Origin of the sequence: Pseudomonas sp. PDM27 (assembly GCF_019219205.1) — a bacterium.
Taxonomy (GTDB): domain Bacteria; phylum Pseudomonadota; class Gammaproteobacteria; order Pseudomonadales; family Pseudomonadaceae; genus Aquipseudomonas; species Aquipseudomonas laurylsulfatiphila.
This window is the reverse complement of sequence record NZ_JAHUWF010000005.1, coordinates 36,329-59,201: the sequence shown is the minus strand read 5'-3', so window position 1 is coordinate 59,201 and position 22,873 is coordinate 36,329. Positions and strand designations below refer to the sequence as shown.

Genomic DNA, 22,873 nt, shown 5'->3' with positions numbered 1-22,873 from the left:
CTGTAACTGTAGGAACGAGCCTGCTCGCGATGGACGTCAACGATAACGCGGGCATCCAGAATGAACGCGTCGCCTTTGAGTTCATCGCGAGCAAGCTCGCTCCAACAGTGAAGTGAATGTTGTACCGTTTCAGTAGCGCTGCCCCTGCCTGAGTGGGGCTTCGCGGTCGATAGCCTTCCCAAGTGCTGCGACCAGTCTTTGTCCTCCGAAGAGGATTGCCGGTGGCCAAAAAAGCCGCATCCTTCGCCGCCTTGGGCGGCCTGGTATTTTCCACCGACGCAGGTCGTCATTGCCCGGAATGCAGTAAACCGGTGGACGCCTGCATCTGCAAACAGACCGTTATCCCGGCCGGCGACGGCATTGCGCGCGTGCGTCGCGAAAGCAAGGGCCGTGGCGGCAAGACGGTGACCACCATCACTGGCGTGCCATTGGCTGAAGAGGCGCTCAAGGAACTGGCCACGACGTTGAAGAAGCGTTGCGGAACCGGTGGGGCGTTGAAAGACGGTGTCATCGAAATCCAGGGCGATCATGTCGAGCTACTCTTGGCAGAACTGATCAAGCTCGGTTTCAAGGCGAAGAAGTCCGGCGGCTAGCAGCCTCTGTGAAAACCACCCTCGGCTTGATCCGGTCCTGATGGCATTCAGGCCTGGCGCCGTCCACATGGTTTTCACAGAGCCTGTTCATGACCGGTTTCTAAACTCACTGCGGTCGGCGGGGTCTATTGCCTCGTTGACGAACCGTCATTTTCATTCTTTAGACTGCGCCGGCCTGAACCCAGGCGACGCACTATGACTTCTTTATAGGGGACTTCGATGTCCGTACGACGCACACGCAAAGACGATGGCAGCCAATGGACAGTTGCGGACAGCCGCAGTGTTTACGGGATTCGCCATTGGGGGGCCGGGTATTTCGCGATCAATGACGCCGGTCGCGTCGAAGTTCGTCCGAACGGTCCGAGCAGCTCGCCTATCGACCTGTTCGAGCAAGTCGACCAGCTGCGCAAAAGCGGCCTGTCCTTGCCGTTGCTGGTCCGTTTCCCGGACATTCTGCAAGACCGCGTGCGTCAGCTGACGGGCGCGTTCGATGCCAACATCGAGCGTCTGGAATACCAGAGCAAGTACACCGCGCTGTATCCGATCAAGGTGAACCAGCAGGAAGCGGTGATCGAAAACATCATCGCCACCCAGAACGTTTCCATCGGTCTGGAAGCCGGGTCCAAGCCAGAGCTGCTGGCGGTGCTGGCACTGGCGCCGAAGGGCGGCACCATCGTCTGCAACGGCTACAAGGACCGCGAGTTCATTCGCCTGGCGCTGATGGGCCAGAAGCTCGGCCACAACGTGTTCATCGTGATCGAGAAAGAATCCGAAGTCGGCCTGGTGATCGAAGAAGCGGCCTCGCTCAAGGTCAAGCCTCAGGTCGGCCTGCGCGTGCGCCTGTCGTCCCTGGCGTCGAGCAAGTGGGCAGACACTGGCGGCGAGAAATCCAAGTTCGGCCTGTCGGCGGCGCAACTGCTGTCGGTGGTCGAGCGTTTCCGCGCGGCCGGCCTGGACCAGGGCATTCGCCTGTTGCACTTCCACATGGGCTCGCAGATCGCCAACCTGGCGGACTACCAGCACGGCTTCAAGGAAGCGATCCGTTACTACGGCGAGTTGCGCAACCTCGGCCTGCCGGTGGACCACATCGATGTCGGTGGCGGCCTGGGCGTGGACTACGACGGCACGCACTCGCGTAACGCCAGTTCGATCAACTACGACATGGACGATTACGCCGGCGTCGTGGTCGGGATGCTCAAGGAGTTCTGCGATGCGCAGAGCCTGCCGCACCCGAACATCTTCTCCGAAAGCGGCCGTTCCCTGACCGCGCACCACGCCATGCTGGTGATCCAGGTGACCGATGTCGAGAAACACAACGACGACGTGCCGCAGATCGAGAACAAGGAAGCGCTGCCGGAAACCGTGCAGTGGCTGGTCGATCTGCTCGGCCCGACCGACATCGAGATGGTCACGGAAACCTACTGGCGCGCCACGCACTACATGAGCGATGTTGCGGCCCAGTACGCCGACGGCAAGCTGACCCTGGCCGAGAAAGCCCTGGCCGAGCAGTGCTACTTCGCGGTGTGCCGTCGCCTGCATAACTCGCTGAAGGCGCGCCAGCGTTCCCACCGTCAGGTGCTGGACGAACTCAACGACAAACTGGCCGACAAGTACATCTGCAACTTCTCGGTGTTCCAGAGCCTGCCGGACACTTGGGCCATCGATCAGGTCCTGCCGATCATACCGCTGCACCGTCTCGACGAAGAGCCGCTGCGTCGTGCAGTGCTGCAAGACCTGACCTGTGACTCCGACGGCAAGATCAACCAGTACGTCGATGAGCAGAGCATCGAAACCAGTTTGCCGGTGCACGCGCTGAACGAAGGTGAAGACTACTTGCTGGGTGTGTTCCTGGTCGGTGCCTACCAGGAAATTCTTGGCGACATGCACAACCTGTTCGGTGACACCGACTCGGTGAACATCTACCAGAACGCCGACGGCAGCGTGTACCACGCCGGTATTGAAACCCACGACACCATCGAAGACATGCTGCGTTACGTGCACTTGTCGCCGGAGGAGTTGATGACTCACTACCGCGACAAGTGCGCCAGTGCCCGCATCAGCGCAACCGAGCGCACGCAGTTCCTCGATGCCTTGCGTCTGGGGCTGACCCGTTCGTCTTACCTGTCTTCCTGAGGTAAGCGCCACGCTCATCAGGTTGTCTGAAAATTTTCCTTTTGCCTCGGAAATTTCAGATGACCTGGTGCGGCAATTCTCCAATTTCGCGGGAAATTACCTGCGTTTCGACTACCCAGCGCATTTGGTCTTCTTTTCGCGTAGGTTATTTCCTAAGTTGTATTTCGGCACTCTACTCGGCCATGTCTCTCAGCGAGAATCCCCGGCCGCCCCTCCCGTAGAGAAACGCCGATGTTCAATCCAGTCAGCGAACCGTCATTTCGTCTGGATGTTGCAGGTTTGCCCGACTCCCTTGAGGTCCTGGCCTTTACCGGTAGAGAAGCCATCAGCGAGCCCTTCGTGTTCGACCTGGAGCTGCTGATCGATGACCCGGTGCTTGACCTTGCCAGTTTGCTGTACCGCCCGGCCTCCTTGCATTTCGGGCCAGCCGGAAACCATGTGCATGGACAATTGCATGAACTCGTCCAGCGTGATCATGCCTCGGGGCCCCGACTCTGCCAGGTGCGCCTGGGGCCAGGACTGGCTTGTCTGGCCCAGCGCTTCAGCCAACGAATCTTCAGTGCCCGTTCAGTTCCGCAAATCCTCGATCAGGTGCTCAAGGAGCACGGCATTACCGGTAAAGATCGACGCCTGGCGCTGAGCGGCGACCACCCGCCCCGGGATTTCTGCACGCAATATCGAGAGTCGGACCTGCAGTTTCTCCAGCGACTGTGCGCCCAGGAAGGGCTGCATTACCACTTCGAAAACCGGGTCGGGGGGCACTGCGTGGTGTTCAGCGACGATCAGCAACATTTTCGAACCGCTGAGCCTGCGGTAATGCACAGCGAGGGTGATCGGCCGGCAGTGCGGCAGCTCGAACGCCAGCGTAGCGCTGCGACAGCGGCGCAACGTGTCGAATGCCGGACAGACCTGGCGACCTTGCGCAGCGGTCGGGTGATGCCGCTGTCCGGTCATCCGGTTGCCGATTGCAATCGGCTCTGGCTGGTGACCCACGTTGAGCATTGGGGCAGCCAGGATACGGATACGCCGTACCACAACCAGGCCCGTGCCCTGCAATGGCCGGCCCGCTTCGAGCCGCCCTGCGCGACGAGCAAACCAAAGATGCACAGCCTGCAGCGGGCATGGGTCGTCGAGGTCGATGAACAAGGCCCCGATCCGGCAAGGCCGGTACCGGTGCAATTCGACTGGCTTTATCAGGGTGAAGGGGCCGCGCCCAGTCACTGTTGGCTGGCATTGGCCGGGCCGTTGCAGGCCGAGACGTACTCGCCATTGCGCGAAGGAACCGAACTGGTCGTGAGTTTTGTCGAAGGTGATCCCGACCAGCCGCAGATAACCGGGGTGCTGCATGCGCCGGCAACGATCGAGGAGACGAACGCGGACACTTTCCAGGCCATCTGTACCCCCGATGAGGGCCTGGAGCAATGGTTGCACTCGGCAGAACCGCTGCTGATGCTGTGCCTGCTGCCCGGTGGTGGCAGTTTCAGTCATTGCGCACAGGCGTTGTGCACCTGTCGTCTGGCGACGCAGCTTGGCCAGAGCTCTGGAACATGATCGTCACACGCACGCCCGAGGCGCCCCCGCAGTGGTTGTTGCTGGACGTGCCGGGCACGCCGCAGGCGGGTGTCATGCTTCGGCAGATGTTTGCACAAGCCCGCTGGTCCGGGTTGTTCGAGGGGACGGAGTGGCATGCGCTGCGTGAGCAGGGGCCGGTCCTGGTCGATCTGCGCACCTGCCCGGCACTGGCCGACCTTTGCATCGTCGACGGCCAACGCTGGCCCGGATTGCTGATGGTCAGCGAGGTCGGCGCTGCATCGTTGCTGGCGCATTTACGGCGCATGCTCACGGTTACGCTTGGCTTGCACCGGGCCCTTTTGAATTACTACAACCCGGTCACGGCCAGCTATTTTTTCGATGCTTGCGATGCCGCTGAGCTGAGTCGCTGGCTAGGGCCCATCCAGCAGTTGCGTTGGTTCGGCGGCAGCTGGGCAGATCGCGCAACGGGATGTGAAGGGTGGCAGCGCTTGTCCAACCCCGGGCTGGCGGTCAGCCCGTTGGCCGTCGAGGAGAGCCTCAGTGCCGGGCAACAGGGAAAACTGCAAACCTGCCTGCTCGAACAGCATGCCTGGCGCTGGAACCGATCCACCGGGGCCGATTTCTCCCGCCTGTGGGCCCATGTGCAGGAAGGACTGGCGCTGGGGTTCAGCGAGCGCCCGGTACTGGATGGCTGGGTGTGGCTACGTTTGCAGTATCCCGACGCCGTGCCCGTGCAGCCATTGCCGGGCAGGACTCAGCAGGAGCGCCTCGATAGCCTGCGCCACCGGTGGCAGAGCGACCGACCCTGGCCATGAGCTCGACCCGCTCAGTGAGTGCTGACGGCAAACCAGCCATCGTGACGGCGCAGGCGCCAGGCGATCACGCCGAGGGTCAGGCTGCGCAGCAGCATGAACAGCAAAAAGGTTATCCACAGGCCATGGTTGCCCCAGCCTTGCAGTGCCCAGCCGAAAGGCAGCACCAGCACCACGGTCAGCAGCATGCCGTTGCGCATTTCCCTGGCGCGGGTGGCGCCGATGAAAAGGCCGTCGAGCAGGTAACTCCAGACGGCAATCAGCGGCAGTACGGCGAGGTAGGGCAGGTAGATGAACGCGGTGTCGCGCACACTTTGAATGTTGGTCTGCATCTCGATGAACAAATGCCCGGCGAACAGAAACAGTGCGGCAAAGCCCAGGCTCGCGAGCAACGACCAGCCGCCCGCCACCACCAATGATCGGCGCAGGGCATCGCGGTCGCGGGCGCCGAGGGCATGCCCGCACAGCGCTTCCACGGCGTGGGCCAGGCCATCAAGGGCATGGGCGGTCAGCAGCAAACCGTTGAGCAACAGGGCATTGGCCGCGACCGTGGCGTCGCCCAGCCGCGCGCCCTGCACCGTGATCAGGAAAAACACCGATTGCAGCGCCAGGCTGCGGATGAAGATGTCGCGGTTGACCGCCAGCAATGGCCGCCAACTCTGCCACAGTGCCAATGCCGCCCAGACGATATGCCCGGGATAGGCGCGCAGGGCCTTGCGGGTCATCAGCAAGCCGATCAGCGCCCCCGTCCATTCGGCAATCACCGAGGCCCGGGCCGCGCCGACCACGCCCCATTCGAGGCCGAGGACGAACCACAGGTTCAGGGCGATATTGACCAGGTTGGTACTCAGCAAAATCGCCAGCGGTGCCCGGGCATTCTGGGTCCCTAGAAACCAGCCGACCAGTGCATAACTGGCCAACGCGGCGGGCAGTCCGAACAGGCGGGTGTGGAAAAACTCGCGGGTCAGCTGATCGAGCTCCGCCGACGGTTGCATGAAGTGCAGCGCCGCTCCGCTCAACGGCACGCCCACAGCACCCAGGACCAGGGCTAGGCCGAAGGCGAGCAACAGGCCTTGCAACAGAATCTGCCGCAAGGCCGCACCATCCCCGCGTCCGGCCGCCTGGGCGGCGAACCCGGTGGAGCCCATGCGCAGAAAACCCATGGCCCAGGCAAGGAAGGTATACAGACTGGCCCCGACCGCGACAGCGCCAAGTTGATGGGCATGGGGCAGGTGACCGATGACGGTGCTGTCGACCAGCGCCACCAGCGGTACGGAAATGTTCGAAAGAATCATCGGCGCGGCGAGCGCCCAGACCCGGCGATGGGTAGGGCGGTCGCGCCAGTCGGCGGTCAGGTTGGACATGCAGGCTCCTTGGGAGAGCGGGCATTGTAGCGGCACATTTGAAATCTTCCGCGACCCATTGTGGGAGTGGCGGTGCGGCGATCCGACTTGCTCGCGAAAGCGGTTGTCCAGTCAATAATAATTCGACTGACACTCCGTCTTCGCGAGCAAGCCCGCTCCCACAGTGTCCGGTGGGGTCAGTGGATGATCCAGCTGAGCAGCCAAAGCCCCAGCATCAACCAGATGATCCCCATGATGAACGACGCATTGAGAAAGGCGCGGATCGCCGTCCACAGCAGGATCAGCCCGAGGATCAAGGTCACGATGCTGACGACCGAAGTCTCCATGCCCAGCGCCTGGGACAAGCCTTCGATAAAATTGCTGCTGGCGTTGCTCAACAGATTGAACAGCCCACTGAGGCCATCAACGATGAAGCGGATGATCGAGCCGAGTACCTGGCCGAGCCATTCGGAAAAACCTTCTACCTGCATGGAGTGAGCGTCCTGATTAAAAAGTGGCATGGTTGCCGATTTGAGCCTTTGGCTGCTGATCATGCTGGCGAGTTCCCCACAAGCATAGAGCGTTGCACTGCACCTGTGGGAGCGGGCTTGCTCGCGAAAGCGGTTGTCCAGTTAAAAATGATTCGACTGACACTCCGCTTTCGCGAGCAAGCCCGCTCCCACAAAAAGACAATGCCAACCGCTCAATCTTTGTCACTTGCCTTCACTCGTCATCCCCCCGAAGCTATACGCCTTCAGGAGAGCCCGATGAACCTTGTTGAACTGACCGAACGCCTGCACGCCATCCGTGACCGCAATGACTGGCGGCAATTTCACAGCCCGAAAAACCTGGCCATGGCCGCGAGCGTGGAAATGTCCGAGCTGGTGGAGATTTTCCAGTGGTTGACCGAAGACCAGTCACGCCAGTTGGCGGCGGACAAACTCGCCCATGCCGGGCAGGAAGTCGGTGACATCGTGCTTTATCTGTTGCTGTTGTGCAGCGAGCTGGGCCTGGACATGGAGGCCGTGGTGCGCAGCAAACTGGCAGACAGCGAGCGGAGGTTCAGCTGATGAGCGACCGTCATTTCGATCAACTGGCGACCCGTTTCGCCGAAAAAATCTACGGCGGTGCCAAAGGTGCGATCCGTCTGGCGGTGTTGCAGGCCGACCTGGCCGAAACCTTGCCCGACCGCCCGCTGCGTGTGTTGGACATCGGCGCCGGCCTTGGCCACATGTCGTTGTGGCTGGCCCAGCGTGGCCATCAGGTGACCCTCGCCGAGCCTGCCGAACCGATGCTCGAAGGCGCCCGCCAACGTTTTGCCGAAGCCGGGCAGAGCGCCACCTTCATTCAGGCACCCTGGCAGGAACTGCTCGGGCAGCTCACCGAACCCTACGACCTGGTGCTGTGCCACGCCGTGCTGGAATGGCTGGCCGAACCCCACGCCATCCTGCCGGTGCTGCATCAACTGACCAAGGCGGACGGCTGGCTGTCCCTGGCGTTCTACAACCGCGATGCGCTGATTTACCGCAACTTGCTCAAGGGCCATTTCCGCAAGATGCGCAAGAACGACATGGCCGGTGAAAAGCAGAGCCTGACCCCGCAGCAGCCCCTTGATCCGCGCGAACTGGCGGCGCAACTTGAAGGTCTGTGGCGGGTCGAAACCCAGAGTGGCGTGCGGGTTTTTCACGATTACATGCCGGTGGAATTCCAGGCTCGCGCCGAGCTGGTGGACCTGCTGGAAATGGAACTGGCCCACCGCCGTCATCCAGCCTATGCCGGGCTTGGGCGTTACTTGCACTGGATCTGTCGGCCTGTCTGATCGGAGCACGCAATGAAAAGTCATTCAGGTGTACTGCTGTTCTGCCTGGGGCTGGCGGCCTGTCAGGGCAGCAACCCTTATGTCGCCACGTCCAACCCCTTGCCGCCGGCACCGCCCCAGGCCGCCAAGACCTTCGATCGCAGCGCTTACCCGGCAGCACCCCGTGACTATGGGCGCTACCGCAGTTGGGCCTGGCTCGACGGGCACCTGCCACCGGGCACGGCCTGGGCTGATTCCGCACAGATTGCCGAAGCGATCAGCAATGCGCTGGATCAGCGGGGTTTGCGCCCGTTGCATGACAATCGTCCAGCGGACCTGTTTGTCAGCGCAGACCTGCGGATGGAAACCCGCTTGCGTCAGGTTCAGGACGACTATTACGGCGGCGGTTATGGCGGCTACAACGGCTACGGCCCTGGATATGGCGCATACGCCACCGTGCCGATCATCCGGACCTATCAGGAACAGGTCGTGGTGGTTCAGGTGGATATGTATGACGCCAAAAGCGGTCAGCCGATATGGAGCTCCAGCGCTGAAACCGGCAACCGGGGCAGCGAAAGCGAGCGCGCCGATGCCATACGGGAGGCTGTGGAAAAGGCGATGTCGGCGTATCCTCCCAGTTAGCTTCTGTAGATAAGAAGCATTTCGCAGGAGAACCATCATGTTCCGCCGTTTCATTCTACTGGCCATGGTCGCGCTGCTCAGTGCCTGCGCCGCCAACCAGGTCAATCATGATTTTGACGCCAGCCGCGATTTTGCTGCCTATCGCAGCTGGGCGTGGAAAGAACCCGCCGTGCAATATCGTCCCGATGATCCACGGATCAAGAGCGACCTGACCGACCAGCGCATCCGTCAGGCGGTTGCCGATCAACTGGACCAGCGCGGTCTGCGCCCAGCCGCCGCGGGTGCCAAGGGTGACTTGAATGTGCAGACCTACCTGATTGTCGAAGAGCGGCAACAGCAGGTGACCACCAACTACGGCGGCGGGTGGGGGTACCCGTGGTATGGCTACTACGGCGCGCCCATGTATAACGAAACCCGCAACGTCAGCTACAAGGTCGCCACCATCCAGATCGACCTGCTCGATGGCAAGGACGGCAAACTGGTGTGGCGTGGCAGTGACGAACAGATACTCAGCCGCACACCGAACCCGTCGGATCGTCGTGATGCCATCCTGGAAACAGTCATGCGGATATTGGCCAACTATCCACCGCACTCAACCTGATCCACTCAATACCAACAATCATCCCTGTGGGAGCGGCGGTGCGGCGATCCGACTTGCTCGCGAAGGGGGCGGCACATCCAACTACAGATTTGCCTGACAGAATGCCTTCGCGAGCAAGCCCGCTCCCACAGGGTTTTTTTGTTGCCTGCGCTGGCGAGTTGCCAGCAGTCTCCGCCACCCTTGTCTACACTGCTTTGCACCAACGGAGGTCGCGCCCGGCAGTGCGCCGGCAAAGGAGTGCGCCATGTCTCCCCGCATGCAGTTTCGCGGCCCGGTCCGGCAACGGGGGGCGATCGGCTTGATGGCTGCTTTGACCCTGACCTTGGCTTTGGCATTCATGCTGTTGGTGGTCGACACCGGCAGGCTGTACCTGGAAAAACGCAGTTTGCAGCGCGTGGCTGACATGGCTGCCCTTGAGGCGGCCACAAGGGGGGGAGACTGTTCCGCCGGCTCAACCGCGAACACCTATGCCACGGCCAGCGCGCAACGAAATGGTTTCGCCATTCCCTCCACTGGACGCGCACTGGCGGTGGCGTGCGGCGCGCTGACCCTGGATGCCAACAACCTGCGGGTATTCGGTGCAGACCCAAACAAAAGCGAGGCTATCCGGGTTATCGCCAGCCATGTCGTGCAACAGAGCTTTGCCGGTGGGATCGGCGCGCTGGCCGGCGGTGCACCGGCGGGCTCGACGCTGACGCTCAGCGCCACGGCGGTCGCTGCGCTGCCGCCCCCCGTGGCTTCATTGACGATCCGCAGTGCGACCCTGACCTTCGATACCAACAAGGCGGCCATTACCAGTCTGCTGTTCGGGGGATTGCTGGGAGGCACCGTCAGTATCAGCGCGGCGGGCTGGAACGGTTTGTTCAATACCGACATCAGCCTGCTCGGCTACCTCAATCGGTTGAAAACTGACCTCGGCCTGACGGCTGGCGGCTACGACCAGGTACTGGGCAGTACGGTCAATGTCAGCCAGTTGATCCAGACCGCCATCAACGTACTGGACCCCAACGGCACACTGGGAGCCTCCGCAACCATTGTCAGCCTGCAAGCGTTGAAGGTGGCAGCGGGTACGACGTCCGTTGTGCCGGGTAATATGTTGCATGTTGAAAGTGGCACCGACATCTCGACCCTTGCCGTGAATCTCAAAGCCTTCGATCTGATTGAAGGCTTTGTGCAACTGGCCAACAAGAAGAATGCCTTGGTCGCGACTTTACCGATCAACCTCGCGGGCCTGGCGCAGATCACTGCACGGGTGCAGGTGATGGAGCCGCCGCAGCTGTCGGCCATCGGCAATCCGAAAAACGCGGCATTGGCACCTTTGGGCCCCAACCGTATCTATGTACGCACGGCCCAGGTCAAGACATTGTTGTCGATCAACCTACCCGTGCTGGACGCCATCACGCCTCTGGTCAACGCCGTCATCGATCTCGCTGCGCCACTGACCAACACCCTGAATTCATTGCTGCATCTGGACCTGGTAGGCGTCGTCAACTCATTGACCTGCGCCTTGCTCGTGCCGTGTGACACGCCGGACATCAAGCTCTTGCCACCTCCGATACGCATCGATGTGGCGCTGGAGGCGGCCGGTGCCTGGAGTTATGTCACGGCTTACAGTTGTGTGAGTGCGACGAACAAAAGCCTGACGACCAACACCACCACCACGTTGATCGGATTGAAGATCGGGCAGATCAACCCTGCCGATGTGTTTGGCTCGCCGACTGTTCCACCCAGCAACAACGTCAATCCCTTGAAGGTCATCGATATCGGCGTGAAGACCTGCCAGCGGCTGCTGATCTTGCCGCCAACCTGTTACAACCATCAGCCTGGCGTTGGCGGTAGCGTCGATATCATGGTCAACACTGCGGTTGTCCAGAATGCCAACATGCCTCACGTCTATTCCGCGCCGGCGGCCACCAACCTGCCGGAGATCAATCAGCCGCCGTTTTACTACGCCTACACCACGACCAACATCGTCAACAGCCTGAGCACCACCGTGAGCAACCTTGGCGTGAACATGTATGGGCCGTCGGGCAGTATCGTCGGTGGCTTGGGCAGCATTTTGAGTGAGGTCACGACTGCGTTGGTCAATGCGATCAATACGGTACTCAGCCCGTTACTGGATACGCTGATCAATACGTTGCTGGCGAGCCTGGGGATCGACCTGAACAAAGTCGAGGTGGGTGCCAACCTCAGTTGTCACTCGGGGCGAGCGACGCTGGTGAACTAGTCCGGCTTCACTATCGGCAGTTCAATGCAGAAACGCGCACCCTCGGTGGCGTTTTGCACGCTCAGTTTTCCGCCCATGTTCTCGACGATGCCATAGCTCACCGAGAGCCCCAGACCGGTGCCGACACCCACCGGTTTGGTGGTGAAGAACGGCTCGAAAATCCGCTCCAGCAAACGCGGGTCGATACCGCCGCCGTTGTCCTCGACCCACAGGCGTACCACCTGTGTATCCCGTTCGGCGTACAGCGAAATCCACGGTTTGAAATCGGGGTTGGCCTCGCGCTTGCCGAGCAATGCATCCCGGGCGTTGACCATCAGGTTGATCAGCACCTGCTCAAGCTGATCGACGTAGCCGCGCACCAGCACTTCAAAACCGGTCTCGCTGATGCGCAGGTCGACACCTTTGCCGCGCATCCCTTCGGACAACAGCGCCAGCGTGCCTTCGATGGCCTGGGTCGGATTGAACGGTTGCTGCTCGATTTCCGAGCGACGGCCGAACACCCGCATGTGGTCCACCACCCGCGCGGCGCGTTGCACCTGGCTGTCGATGCGGGTGAGCTTGTCGATCAGGTAATCGACCTGTACGTCGCCGTTGTTCAGGCGCTTGAGGACATTGACGATGGCCATGCGCATCACGTTCAACGGCTGGTTGAGCTCATGGGCCAGGCCGGTGGCCATTTCACCGAGGGTGGCCATTTTCGCGCTTTGGGTGAGCTGCTGCTGCGAGCGTCGTACCTCGGTGTTGTCGCGCCCCACGGCCTGGACCTCGAGCAAACGGCCCTGTTCGTCGAACACCCCGCGATCGGACCAGACCCACCAGGCGTGCTCGCGGCCGGGCAGTTGCAGGTTGATCTCGGCGGTGCTGACCGGAAACTCCGGGCTCAACTGGTTCAGCCGCCGGGTGAATGCCTCGCGCTGTTCCCCGGACATCCAGTTGCCCAGATTCACCCCCGGCAATTGCTCGGGCGCCAATTCCAGATAGGTGGCCAGCGGGCGATTGCCGAAGGTCAGGGTCAGGTCCGGCTGGTAGCGGCAGATCATCGCCGGCGAGTCCTCCACCAGAATCCGGTAGCGCTCCTCACTCTGCCTGACCTGCTCGGTCGCCAGGGTCGCTTCGGTGACGTCCAGCCACAGGCCCACGGCTTCCACCGGCAAGCCGAGGTCGTCGCGCAACAACTTCGCTTCATCGAGCAGCCAGTGATAGTCGCCGTGACTGTCGCGCAATCGATAGCGGGCGCGCACCGAGCCTTCACGCAACAACAACCGCGTGCGCTCGAAATACTGCAGGCGGTCGTCGGGGTGCACCCGTTCCACCAACGTTCCGGGTGCGCAGTCGGCCAGGGTCCAGCCGAGCAACGGGAACAGGCTGTCGCTGAAGAACACCGGTTGCAGAGCGCCTTCGTCATAGCGCTGTACATAAATCACCGCCGGTGAACTGGCGATCAGATTGTCCAGGCGTGCATGGGCGGCGGCGGCGCTCTGCTGCTGATTCTTGATGTCACTGATGTCGTGCATGAAACCCACCAGCCGACGGTTTTTGCCCACGCCCAGCGCTTGGCCCTGCAGGCGATACCAGACGGGTTCGAGTGCATCGTCGGGGCGATACAGGCGCACGCACAACTGCAGCGGCATGCCCGACGCCTGCAAGTCCTGCAGGCGGATGCGCAGCTCTTCGCGGTCGGCGGGATACACCTGGTCGAGCCAGTCCTGTACCGATAAACGCGACGTTCCAAGGTTCAAGGTCGTCGCCAGCGAAGGCGCCAACTGCACCTCTTCGCTGTCGCTGAAAATCTCCCACCAGCCTGTGCCCAGCAACGCTTGCAGCGATTCCAGGCGTTCCAGTTGCAGGTGATGCCGGTGCTCGCGCAGGCGCTCGAGCAAGGGGCTGGCGAGCGCGGCGGTGATTTGCAGCCAGTCGCGTTCGGTGACATCGGGGGCGCGTTGTTGTGGCGTGTAGAAACCGCACAGCAACCAGGCGACCACCCCTTGCGCATCGTGGTAGGGCACGGCGAAGCCATCGGTATTGCCGAACGTGCCTTGCAGGCGCGGGTGTTCGCGCGGGGTCAGGTACTGAGGTGCCGAGCCGCTCAAACTGTCCAGCCCCGTGCCCAGGCGCTGGTTGTTTTGCCATAGCTGCGGTGCATCGAAAGCCGTGTAGTGCTGATGAATTTGCCAACCCTGTTCCTGCTCATCGAGCAAGGCCAGGGCAATGCAGGGGATCTGAAAGCGCTGGGCCAGGCTTTGCAGTTGTTCGCCCAGCACCTCGGGCAGGCGTGTCAGGCTGCACAGGCGCAACTGTTCGGCGATTTGCAGCACCAGCACCTGGCATTGCTCGCGGTTGCGCGATTGCCGGCGCTCGAGCAGCAAGTCGCCGATGTCGAGCATCTGCAACAACCAGGCATCGGCCAAGGGTTGCACCCAGCCGCGCAAATGCAGGGGTGGACCGTTGAGGCTGTAGAAGTCCAGATCCAGGGTTTGTCCCTGCCAGTGCGCCGGCGCGCCTTCGATGACGAGGCCGCTGTGGGGCAACAGGAAATCGAGCAGGTGCGGTGCCTGTGCGCCTGGGGTTTGCTGGGCCAGCAAGTGGCGCAGCGGACCGCTCAATTGAACGACACGCCCATCGGCATTGAGCTGCATCTGCAATCCGAAGCTGTGCACCTGCAGTGCCTCCGGCGGCTCCGGTGGGGGCGGCGGGTGGCGATGCAGCAGGCGCCCGAACAGTTTGTCCCCGGCACTCAAAATTGCAGGCTCGCACTGGCCGTGAGGGTGGCCGGCAGATTGGGTACCCGACCGATGCCGGGCAGGTTCAGGAACGGGATGACGGCGCTGATTTTATTGGTGGGGTAACTGATGCGCACTGTCAGCAACCCGCCCACGTAAGTGATGTTGGCGTCGGTGGCGACATTGAAGTTCAGGGCCGGCGCAATCCAGGCCGTTTGCGTGGTCAGCTCCGTCGTGGCGCGGGCGATCAGCGCGGCGCTGTAACCCGGGGTGGCCGGGTCCAGCGCCACGCTGCGGCGCACGGCTTCGGCGGTCGACTGGTTGAATGACTGCATCAACAGCAGCGGCAGGCTGTAACTGATGATGCCGTAGAACACACCAAAGAAAATGATGAACACCAGGGCGAATTCAATCGCGGCGGCGCCTTTTTGTTTGTGGGGGAGGCTGGCTTTCATGAGTGCGTCTACCCTGACCAACACTGAGTAATGTCAGCATAGAATCATTCAGCCAAAACGGACGTTTTTTACCGAATGCAGAGCTTTGTCCTATTGATCTGGCTGGCGCTTTGCGCCGCACAGGATGCCCGGCAACGGCACATCGCCAATGGCCTGACACTGGGCGCCGGCGCCCTGGCCCTGGCGTGGTTGCTATGGAGCGGCACGACCTGGCTGGGGGCCGAGGCGCAACAGGGCGGCTGGGCTTTTTTGCTGGCCGTGGGCTTCACGCTGCCGGGCTACGTCATGAAGCGAATGGGCGGCGGGGACGTGAAACTCATGGCCGCCCTGGGTCTTGCGACGGACGGTATGCACGTACTCGGCACGTTTATTGGCGCCGGATTGGCCAGCGTTTTCTGGCTGCTGCTGGCGCCAAGAGTCTGGCTTCATATGAGTCAAGGGCTTAGAACCCATCTTTTTTACATGGCGCCCGAAATGTCAAGGAAGCAGCCATTTGCGCCCTTTGTGCTGGCGGGGCTGATGCTGACACTGGCCTGGTTCCACTAGTCGGTCCTGACATGTACAGAGCCGGAAACTACGTCTACTTTTCAGACAGAAGTTGTACAGCCGCTGGCTGTCGGTGGGGGACAGGTCAACCTTTGACCTGACAGGGAGTTGCTCGTGAGCAAGTTTACTTCGGCAGTAAAAGTCCTTGTGGTCGACGATGCGCCATTGATCGTTGAAGAGCTTTGCGAATTTCTGGAGGGTAAAGGTTACCGCTGTGTTCCCTGCGAATCGGGCTATCAGGCGATCAAGCGTTTCAGCGAAGACCTCGATATCGGCCTGGTGCTGCTGGATTTTCACATGCCCGGCATGGACGGCATCGAGCTGATGCAGGAGCTGCAACGGCTGTCGGGCAAGCACCGGGCGTTCGAGGCGATCATGCTCACCGGGTGTGCCGACAAGCAGGACGTGATCAAGGCCTTGCGCGTTGGCGTGTCCGACTATTACCAGAAACCGATCGATCTGAATGAGTTGTTCGAAGGTTTGCAGCGCCAGGAAGTGGCCTTGCAGGAGAGGCACAAGAACCTGCAGTTGGGGCATTTGAATCAGAAGCTGCAGTATTTGTCCGAGTCGATCGATGATCTGTACCAGGACCTGGACAAGGTTCGGCGCGGGCCGCAGGCGGCAGACGCGGGGGGGCAGGGTGTCGCTGATACTGATGCGGTGGAGGTTCCGGCGATTTTCAACCAGCTGTCTCCGCGGCAACTGGAAGTGGCGCGGTTGGTGGGCAAGGGGCAGACCAATTATCAGATTGCCTGTGAGTTGGGGATTACCGAGAACACGGTGAAGTTGTATGTGTCGCAGGTGTTGCGGTTGACGCATATGCATAATCGGACGCAGTTGGCGTTGGCTTTGTCGCCCAATGGTTCCGGGGGGCGGCAGCGGGTTTCGGCGCACTGAGGCTTGGCGGCCTCTGGGCCGACCATGCTGGTGGTTTGAATTGAGTACATATCCATTCCTGCGGTAACGGCGGCTTATGGTTCCGCTCTTACAGCGGGTCACTTTTGGCAAACGCCCGGAGTGCCGGCCCAGCCAAAAGTAACCAAAAGGTCTCGCCCCTTACGTACGGCCCCTCGCTGAGGCTCGGGGTTCCTTCGCTCCGGCATTCATCCGGGGGCATTGCCCTCCGGTCGGCTTCGCTTCGACCTACATGCAATGAGTTCGACTGCGTCGAACGGCGCTGCGCGCCCATCCCCGGATGAACACCTCCACTCAGCCTTCCGAGGGGGCGGGTGGATCAAGAGCGGCAGGCGAGCTAACGCTCGGCCTGATGAGTGGTGAGAAACGGCGCGGTGTGGGCTGCTCTGCTTTTGCTCTTCTGTGGGAGCGAGCCTGCTCGCGAAGGCGGCCTACCGGCCGACCTGAATCTGGCGGATGTACCTCGACCCTGTGGGAGCGGGCTTGCTCGCGAAGGCGGCCTACCGGCCGACCTGAATCTGGCGGATGTACCTCGACCCTGTGGGAGCGAGCTTGCTCGCGAAGGCGGCCTACCGGCCGACCTGAATCTGGCGGATGTACCTCGACCCTGTGGGAGCGAGCCTGCTCGCGAAGGCGGCCTACCGGCCGACCTGAATCTGGCGGATGTACCTCGACCCTGTGGGAGCGAGCCTGCTCGCGAAGGCGGCCTGCCGGCCGACCTGAATCTGGCAGATGTACCTCGACCCTGTGGGAGCGGGCTTGCCCGCGATGACGGCCTGCCTGCCGACCTGAATCTGGCGGATGTACCTCGACCCTGTGGGAGCGAGCTTGCTCGCGATGACGTCCTTCCAGCCAACACATTCCTGTGTAGTTTTCCCCAAATCCCCAGGAAATCTCCGACACGCTTTTCAGGTTGTCCGTCGGAAGCGCGATCTCTAGCCTTTGTCGGTCACTGCAAATTCAGTGATCGGGTTTGGTCGCCCGGGTTTAGAATGGCGCACAGTGCCGCGTGAGCGGCATTTTTGTGCTTGCTTAATGGCGAGCCGTGCGTGGGAGGGCCCAGGCCCTGCCGGGTTTCCATTCCCTGGTCGACCAACCTGCGTACAGTTCGCCACCCTTCTGCTTGGTCACAGTGATGGTGAAACTCCAATCCAAGAATGGAGTTTCACCATGATCAAACCCACCCCAAATCCCCCCAAACAACCTGTCCCCCGCAAACCCAGCACGATGTTCGTCATCGCCCCGGACATCAACACCGAAACCCTGCTGGCCCACGCCTGTGAATCACTGGCGTCGGCGAGTGTGATGGCGAGTGATTTCGCGGGGTTTCTGCAGGGCTCGCAGCGCAATACGATGCTGGGGATTGCGCAGGTGATCATGCTGGGTGAGCTGGCGGTGAACCGGGCTCTGGATAATCTCGATCCGCAAGACTGAACACCGGAGCTTTTGTGGCGAGGGAGCTTGCTCCCGTTCGGGTGCGCAGCACCCGCAAAACCAGCCAATACGGTGAGTCAGGAAAAACCCATTTGCCGGAGTCGGGGCCGCTTCGCAGCCCAGCGGGAGCAAGCTCCCTCGCCACAGGGGTTTATCAGGTCAAGTCAGCCCCCCGACCTGCCCTGTGGGAGCGGCGGTGCGGCGATCCGACTTGCCCGCGAAAGTGGTCTGACAGCCAACCAATCCTGTGTAGTTTTCCTCAAATCCCCAGGAAATCTCCGACACGCTTTTCAGGTTGTCCGTCGGAAGCGCGATCTCTAGCCTTTGTCGGTCGCTGCAAAATCAGTGACCGGGCTGTCGCGGCCTTTCAGTCTACTTGGTGCATAATCCACCGGCTCAAACCGGAGCACTTCGGTGCTTGTCGTTTGATGTAATGGTGGCTGTGCGCGGGATACCTTCGGGTATGCCGGGTTTCCAAGTAGCTCGGTCCGCGACCCCGCGTACAGCTGCCACCCTTGATTGCTGTCGCGGCGATCAGTGGCAGCTCCATTTCATACTTGGAGTTTCACCATGATCAAACCCACCCCAAATCCCCCCAGCCAACCTGTCCCCCGCAAACCCAGCACGATGTTCGTCATCGCCCCGGACATCAACACCGAAACCCTGCTGGCCCACGCCTGTGAATCACTGGCGTCGGCGAGTGTGATGGCGAGTGATTTCGCGGGGTTTCTGCAGGGCTCGCAGCGCAATACGATGCTGGGGATTGCGCAGGTGATCATGCTGGGTGAGCTGGCGGTGAACCGGGCGCTGGATAATCTCGATCCGCAGGATTAGTGGACAAAGGCCCGACCCAGGGCGGTGAAGCCCGGGCCGGCCAGGACGATCAATAACGCCGGGAAGAGAAACAGCATCATCACGACGGACATTTTGGCGGACATCTTGGAGATGTATTCCTGCAGGCGCGTCAGGCGCCGGTCGTCGAGCAGCTGTTTGAGCGCCAGCAAGGACTTCATCGCGCCGCCACCCTGATGGATCAATTGTTGAAGGATCACGCAGGTGTCGGTGAACTCGTCTACCGCAAGCAAACGGGTGGTCTTGTTCAACTCTTCACCCAGTTCCAGGCCTGAATCGACGCGGGTCAGAATCAGGCGCAGTTCATGGGTCAGGGCGGGCAGCAAATGCCTGCCCTCCTGGCTCAGCACACGCAGGGATTGCTCCACCGCCATGCCCGATTCGAACAGGGTGCGCAGCAGCGCGATGAAGGTCGAGGTTTCAGTGGCCAGTTGTTTTTGCCGACGCTGTGCAGCGGCGGCCAGCCAGCGTTTGGGCAGTAGATAGCCCATGCAGGTGGCGAGCATCGGGGCGATCCAGTGGTTCTCCACATTCGGGTAGAACAGCCCCTGGATCAGCAGGCACAAGGACAGCGCCAACACCGGCGCGCCCACCTGCAAGGCGGCGAACAGTGAGCGTTGACGTACGCTGCGCCAGCCCAGGCGGTTGAGCAGAGTCTGGGTCTCGTTGTCCATCTTGACCGACTGTTGCCCCAGGCGGCTGGCGCCCAGGGCTTGCAGCAGTTGGGTGAGGTGGCTATCACCCGGCGCCTTGCCATCCAGGCGCTGGGCCACCTGGCGTGCCCGTCGGCTTTGCTCCAGCAAGGCGCTGAGCAACAACAGCGCAGCCCCGAAAAGCAGCAGCGCGCTCACCAGCAAGAGCATCTTCGTATTCATAGGCTACGCAACATGCGCCAAAGCGCCAGGCAACCGATCACCTGAAATCCGAAGGCACTCGCCAGCATGGTTTGCCCCGAGCTGTCGTGCCACATGGAAAGCAGGTAGGTCGGATTGGTGAGTAGAAAATAGCCTGCGACCGAGACTGGCAGCAGGGCCAGGACTACGGCCGTGATACGGGTTTCGCCGGTCATGGCCTTCAACTGGCGAGCCGCTTGCTCGCGTTCACGGATCATCTTGATCAGGTTTTCCAGCAGCTCACTGGCATTGCCGCCGTAACGGTGGTTGACCTTCAAGCCGAGTGCGAGCAGGCGCAGTTCATCTTTTTCGTACAGCTCGGCGAAGTCCGAAGCGGCGTCTGCCAGGTTGACCCCCAGTTGCACATTGCGTTGAATCCGGCCCATGGCATTTTTCAGCGGGTCTTCGGCCGCATCGATGGCGCCGAGCACGGCATCGGCCAGGGTCCGTCCGGACTTCAGGCTGCGTACGGCATGGTCGAGCAACATCGGCAGCTGTTCGATCATGCGACTGAGGCGACGCTGGTAACGCCAGCTGACGAACAGTCGTACCGCCACCGGAGGCACCAGCAGCACCAGCAGCGCGCCGATCCAGCCACCCAGGGCAACTCCCAGCAGCACCCCGAGTATCCAGAACACCAGCCATTGACCCAGGCGTTCGGTGGGGCGTCCGAGTCCGGCACGCAGGAACGCGCGCTCAAGGCCCGCCCAAGACGACTTGTGCTCGACCCGCAGCGGTTGCCCCTGGCTCAGGCGTCCCAGAATCCGTTCGTTGCCGGTCTGGCGCAAGCCGTTATAGAGCAGGCGCAGCGCCAGGCCGAGAAAGATCAGGCAAACGAGGATGAGCAGCGCTGGTTTGAGCATGCCGTGACCTCAGTACGCCGAGGGAGACAGCGCCGAGTCCCGGCGCAATTTGTCGCCAGCCGGGTTCACGGCCTCGCGCAGAAAACCGAATCCGGTGTGGCGGTCGAAACGGAACAGCGTGTTGGTGACATACACGTCGTCGCGCACACCGACGACTTCCACCACTTCACTGACACAGCGGCGGCCGTCGGGCAGGCGCGTGAGCTGGATGACCACGTCGAGCGCCGCGCAGATCATTTGCCGCAAAGTGCGCTCGGCGATGCTGCGGCCGGTCAGGCCCACCAGGGTCTCCAGGCGCAGCAGCGCATCCTGGGCGTTGTTGGCGTGTACGGTACTCATCGAGCCGTCGTGGCCGGTGTTCATCGCGGTCAACACATCGACCACTTCGACGCCGCGAATCTCGCCGAGGATGATCCGGTCCGGTCGCATCCGCAGGGCGTTGCGGATCAGGTCGCTGGCTTTTACTTCGCCATGACCTTCGGCATTCGGTGGACGGGTTTCCAGGCGCACGACGTGAGGGTGGCCCAGTTGCAGTTCGGCGACGTCTTCGATGGTGACCAGGCGTTCCTGAGGGTTGATCAACTGGCTGAGAATGTTCAGCAGCGTGGTCTTGCCGGTGCCGGTACCGCCGCTGATCAGGATGTTGCAGCGTTTGCCCACGGCTTCCTGAATGAATTCGAAGATCGCGTGATCGATGGTTTGCATCGCCACCAGGTCGGAGCTTTTGAGCATGTCCTGGCGGAATTTACGGATCGACAGGCACGGGCCATCGAGGGCTATCGGCGGAATGATGGCGTTGACCCGGCTGCCGTCCGGCAGGCGCGCGTCGACCATGGGCGACGACTCGTCGAGCCGTCGGCCCAGGGGCGCGAGAATCCGTTGCATGACACGTTCGACGTGGTGCGAATCGATAAAGCGCAAGTCGCTCAGATGCAGCAAGCCTTCGCGTTCGACAAATACCCGGTGTGGACCGTTGACCAGGATCTCGGTCACCGCCGGGTCGCGCAGCAGTACTTCCAACGGGCCGAAACCGGTGAGTTCGTCGACGATCTCCTCGGCCAGACGCTCCATTTCATAGCGGGAAATCGCCAGGTGCAAGCGCGCGATGTACTCGGCCACCTTGTCGATCACGAATTGCGACAGCGCCTGGCGCGTGCCCTCCAGCAGGTTTTTCCCCGACTCTTCGATAGCGTCGATGATGTAGCGGTGCAGCACCAGTTTCAGGCCTTCGTGGTCGGTATTGCCGACCGCGCCGCGATGGGGGGAGCCGAAGAGTTTTTCACTGCTCATTGTGCGCCCCTCAAGCGGTTGAACCAGCCGGTCTTGGGTTTGACCAGGCCTTCGGAGTGCCTGGCCAGGCGCTCGCCGAGTGCGCGCAGGCTCTGGGTGAGGCCCTCGCGCGGGGCCAGTTCGAACAAGCTCAGGCCCTGGTTCTTGGCGTTGAGCCGCACTTCCGGGCTGTAGGCGAGGGTGGCGATGATCTCCAGGCCGAACGTCTTGCCCAGGGTGTCGGAGTCCGGTGCGACGTTGCGCAGGTAGCGGTCCACGAGCAGTTTGGCGTGATCGAGCTTCATGCCTTTTTCGCGCCAAAAGTTGAGCACCGTGAGGTTGCGGCGGCAGTCGAGCACGTTCTGATCGGTGTACCACAGCAGTTTGTCGCAATGGCTGACGAAGGTGCGCAGCGCTTCGCTGTCGGGTTGGCCCGTGAGGTTTACCACGATGTGCTGGAAGTGTTGGCGCAGGGCGCTGAGCAACATGTACAGCTCGGCGGCACTGGTGTGCTCCAGCGGTTCATCGCCATTGGCGTAGGCGAGGATGCGCAGCCCGGCCTCGCAACTGGTGAAGGCGCTGTCGATCAGCGTCGCGTCCAGGCGTCGCAAATGGCGCAATGCATCGCCGAAATGAAACGAGCTTTCAAGGCCCAGCAGCGCCAGGCTATCGCCCCGGGGCAGTCCAAGGTCCAGCAGCAGCGTGTGCTGTCCGCTTTTTTGCACCACTTGCGCCATGTGCGTGGCCAACAACGCGCCGTCGGCGCTGCTCTGCACGCCATACAGCACGGTCAGGCGGCCCAGGTGCGTGTTCGGCGCGACAGCGGGCAGGCGTTTGCTCAGGCGTCGCACCAGCCCCGCGACTTCACTTGAGCGTGAACCATAGGCCACGAAATCCCTGGCCCCGGCGCGCATCGCATTGAGTACAAGCTGGTTGTCCATGCCGTCGCCCAGCGCGACGATCGCCAGCATCGGCTTGGCTTCCAGCGCGCCTTCGATCAGCGCGCTTTGGGTGACCACGTGGTCGCGGTCCAGGCCGATGAACACCAGGCTGGCGCAGGTCACGTCCACCAGTGCCAACAGTTCGTCAAGGCTGCCGCCACCGGCGCTGACCACCTGGCCCAAGGGCGCAAGGGCACCTTGCAGCCATTCCAGGTCGGTGCTGTTGCGCGTGATCGCGAGGAAGGTTTGACTCAGGTTCTGGCTCATTGCGATAACTCGCTACGTGATATCGCACTTGCCGAC

At 61.6% G+C, this 22,873-nt stretch carries 21 protein-coding genes; 13 read left to right on the top strand and 8 right to left on the bottom strand.

Translation table 11 applies throughout. From position 1 onward, the window contains the following. Positions 1–221: 221 nt before the first annotated feature. The 4 genes from KW838_RS12510 to KW838_RS12495 all read left to right on the top strand — a co-directional run bounded on the left by KW838_RS12510 (position 222) and on the right by KW838_RS12495 (position 5,074). The gene (locus tag KW838_RS12510; RefSeq protein ID WP_102700472.1) at positions 222–593 is read left to right on the top strand and encodes a translation initiation factor Sui1; all 372 of its coding nucleotides are present in this window, start codon (positions 222–224) and stop codon (positions 591–593) included. 219 nt (positions 594–812) lie between these two features. After that, positions 813–2,726, top strand: coding sequence for an arginine decarboxylase (gene speA, locus KW838_RS12505; protein WP_102700473.1), 1,914 nt, complete (start codon positions 813–815; stop codon positions 2,724–2,726). Positions 2,727–2,957: 231 nt separating this feature from the next. Next, positions 2,958–4,277, top strand: a complete 1,320-nt coding sequence (locus KW838_RS12500; RefSeq protein ID WP_218501235.1) for a type VI secretion system Vgr family protein — start codon at positions 2,958–2,960, stop codon at positions 4,275–4,277. Continuing rightward, positions 4,274–5,074 carry a DUF4123 domain-containing protein gene (locus KW838_RS12495; protein ID WP_218501234.1) on the top strand — a complete coding sequence of 267 codons (801 nt, stop codon included), beginning with the start codon at positions 4,274–4,276 and terminating at the stop codon, positions 5,072–5,074. The genes KW838_RS12500 and KW838_RS12495 overlap by 4 nt, the downstream gene beginning before the upstream one ends. An 11-nt stretch (positions 5,075–5,085) precedes the next feature. Here the strand turns inward: KW838_RS12495 and KW838_RS12490 are convergent, their stop codons facing one another. Beyond that, positions 5,086–6,435 carry an MATE family efflux transporter gene (locus tag KW838_RS12490; protein WP_218501233.1) on the bottom strand — a complete coding sequence of 450 codons (1,350 nt, stop codon included), beginning with the start codon at positions 6,433–6,435 and terminating at the stop codon, positions 5,086–5,088. A gap of 176 nt (positions 6,436–6,611) precedes the next feature. Beyond that, on the bottom strand, positions 6,612–6,905 hold the full coding sequence (locus tag KW838_RS12485) for a hypothetical protein (protein ID WP_102700477.1): 294 nt from the start codon (positions 6,903–6,905) through the stop codon (positions 6,612–6,614). Between the two features lie 276 nt (positions 6,906–7,181). Here KW838_RS12485 and KW838_RS12480 point away from each other — a divergent pair, with 276 nt between their 5' ends. The 5 genes from KW838_RS12480 to KW838_RS12460 all read left to right on the top strand — a co-directional run bounded on the left by KW838_RS12480 (position 7,182) and on the right by KW838_RS12460 (position 11,682). Beyond that, positions 7,182–7,484: a MazG-like family protein gene (locus tag KW838_RS12480; RefSeq protein ID WP_218501232.1), complete on the top strand. Its 303-nt coding sequence runs from the start codon at positions 7,182–7,184 to the stop codon at positions 7,482–7,484. Further along, positions 7,484–8,233 carry a methyltransferase domain-containing protein gene (locus KW838_RS12475; protein ID WP_102700479.1) on the top strand — a complete coding sequence of 250 codons (750 nt, stop codon included), beginning with the start codon at positions 7,484–7,486 and terminating at the stop codon, positions 8,231–8,233. Before KW838_RS12480 ends, KW838_RS12475 begins: the two co-directional genes overlap by 1 nt. Before the next feature lie 12 nt (positions 8,234–8,245). Beyond that, complete coding sequence (locus KW838_RS12470) at positions 8,246–8,854, top strand: DUF4136 domain-containing protein (RefSeq protein WP_218501231.1); 609 nt, start codon at positions 8,246–8,248, stop codon at positions 8,852–8,854. Between the two features lie 37 nt (positions 8,855–8,891). After that, positions 8,892–9,455, top strand: a complete 564-nt coding sequence (locus KW838_RS12465) for a DUF4136 domain-containing protein (protein ID WP_218501230.1) — start codon at positions 8,892–8,894, stop codon at positions 9,453–9,455. A 244-nt stretch (positions 9,456–9,699) separates the two neighbouring features. Further along, positions 9,700–11,682 (top strand): pilus assembly protein TadG-related protein, encoded by a 1,983-nt coding sequence (locus KW838_RS12460; protein WP_218501229.1) that lies wholly within the window; start codon positions 9,700–9,702, stop codon positions 11,680–11,682. Here KW838_RS12460 and KW838_RS12455 read toward each other — a convergent pair. Together KW838_RS12455 and KW838_RS12450 are read right to left on the bottom strand one after the other, a co-directional pair. After that, complete coding sequence (locus KW838_RS12455) at positions 11,679–14,420, bottom strand: ATP-binding protein (RefSeq protein WP_218501228.1); 2,742 nt, start codon at positions 14,418–14,420, stop codon at positions 11,679–11,681. The genes KW838_RS12460 and KW838_RS12455 overlap by 4 nt on opposite strands. Continuing rightward, positions 14,417–14,857 (bottom strand): TadE/TadG family type IV pilus assembly protein, encoded by a 441-nt coding sequence (locus KW838_RS12450; RefSeq protein ID WP_007971331.1) that lies wholly within the window; start codon positions 14,855–14,857, stop codon positions 14,417–14,419. Before KW838_RS12450 ends, KW838_RS12455 begins: the two co-directional genes overlap by 4 nt. A gap of 75 nt (positions 14,858–14,932) precedes the next feature. Here KW838_RS12450 and KW838_RS12445 point away from each other — a divergent pair, with 75 nt between their 5' ends. The 4 genes from KW838_RS12445 to KW838_RS12430 all read left to right on the top strand — a co-directional run bounded on the left by KW838_RS12445 (position 14,933) and on the right by KW838_RS12430 (position 18,586). Next, positions 14,933–15,403: a prepilin peptidase gene (locus KW838_RS12445; RefSeq protein ID WP_218501227.1), complete on the top strand. Its 471-nt coding sequence runs from the start codon at positions 14,933–14,935 to the stop codon at positions 15,401–15,403. A 114-nt stretch (positions 15,404–15,517) separates the two neighbouring features. Further along, positions 15,518–16,300, top strand: coding sequence for a response regulator transcription factor (locus KW838_RS12440; protein ID WP_218501226.1), 783 nt, complete (start codon positions 15,518–15,520; stop codon positions 16,298–16,300). Between the two features lie 1,188 nt (positions 16,301–17,488). Continuing rightward, positions 17,489–17,752: a DUF6124 family protein gene (locus KW838_RS12435; RefSeq protein ID WP_218501225.1), complete on the top strand. Its 264-nt coding sequence runs from the start codon at positions 17,489–17,491 to the stop codon at positions 17,750–17,752. Positions 17,753–18,322: 570 nt separating this feature from the next. After that, the gene (locus KW838_RS12430; protein WP_218501224.1) at positions 18,323–18,586 is read left to right on the top strand and encodes a DUF6124 family protein; all 264 of its coding nucleotides are present in this window, start codon (positions 18,323–18,325) and stop codon (positions 18,584–18,586) included. Here the strand turns inward: KW838_RS12430 and KW838_RS12425 are convergent. From KW838_RS12425 to KW838_RS12410, 4 genes are read right to left on the bottom strand one after another with little or no spacing between them, the layout of a single operon-like run. Beyond that, on the bottom strand, positions 18,583–19,479 hold the full coding sequence (locus tag KW838_RS12425) for a type II secretion system F family protein (protein ID WP_218501223.1): 897 nt from the start codon (positions 19,477–19,479) through the stop codon (positions 18,583–18,585). The genes KW838_RS12430 and KW838_RS12425 overlap by 4 nt on opposite strands. Further along, positions 19,476–20,360 (bottom strand): type II secretion system F family protein, encoded by an 885-nt coding sequence (locus KW838_RS12420; protein ID WP_218501222.1) that lies wholly within the window; start codon positions 20,358–20,360, stop codon positions 19,476–19,478. The genes KW838_RS12425 and KW838_RS12420 overlap by 4 nt, the downstream gene beginning before the upstream one ends. Positions 20,361–20,369: 9 nt before the next feature. Continuing rightward, on the bottom strand, positions 20,370–21,650 hold the full coding sequence (locus tag KW838_RS12415; RefSeq protein WP_102702720.1) for a CpaF family protein: 1,281 nt from the start codon (positions 21,648–21,650) through the stop codon (positions 20,370–20,372). After that, the gene (locus tag KW838_RS12410; protein WP_102702721.1) at positions 21,647–22,837 is read right to left on the bottom strand and encodes a pilus assembly protein; all 1,191 of its coding nucleotides are present in this window, start codon (positions 22,835–22,837) and stop codon (positions 21,647–21,649) included. The genes KW838_RS12415 and KW838_RS12410 overlap by 4 nt, the downstream gene beginning before the upstream one ends. Positions 22,838–22,873 lie beyond the last annotated feature (36 nt).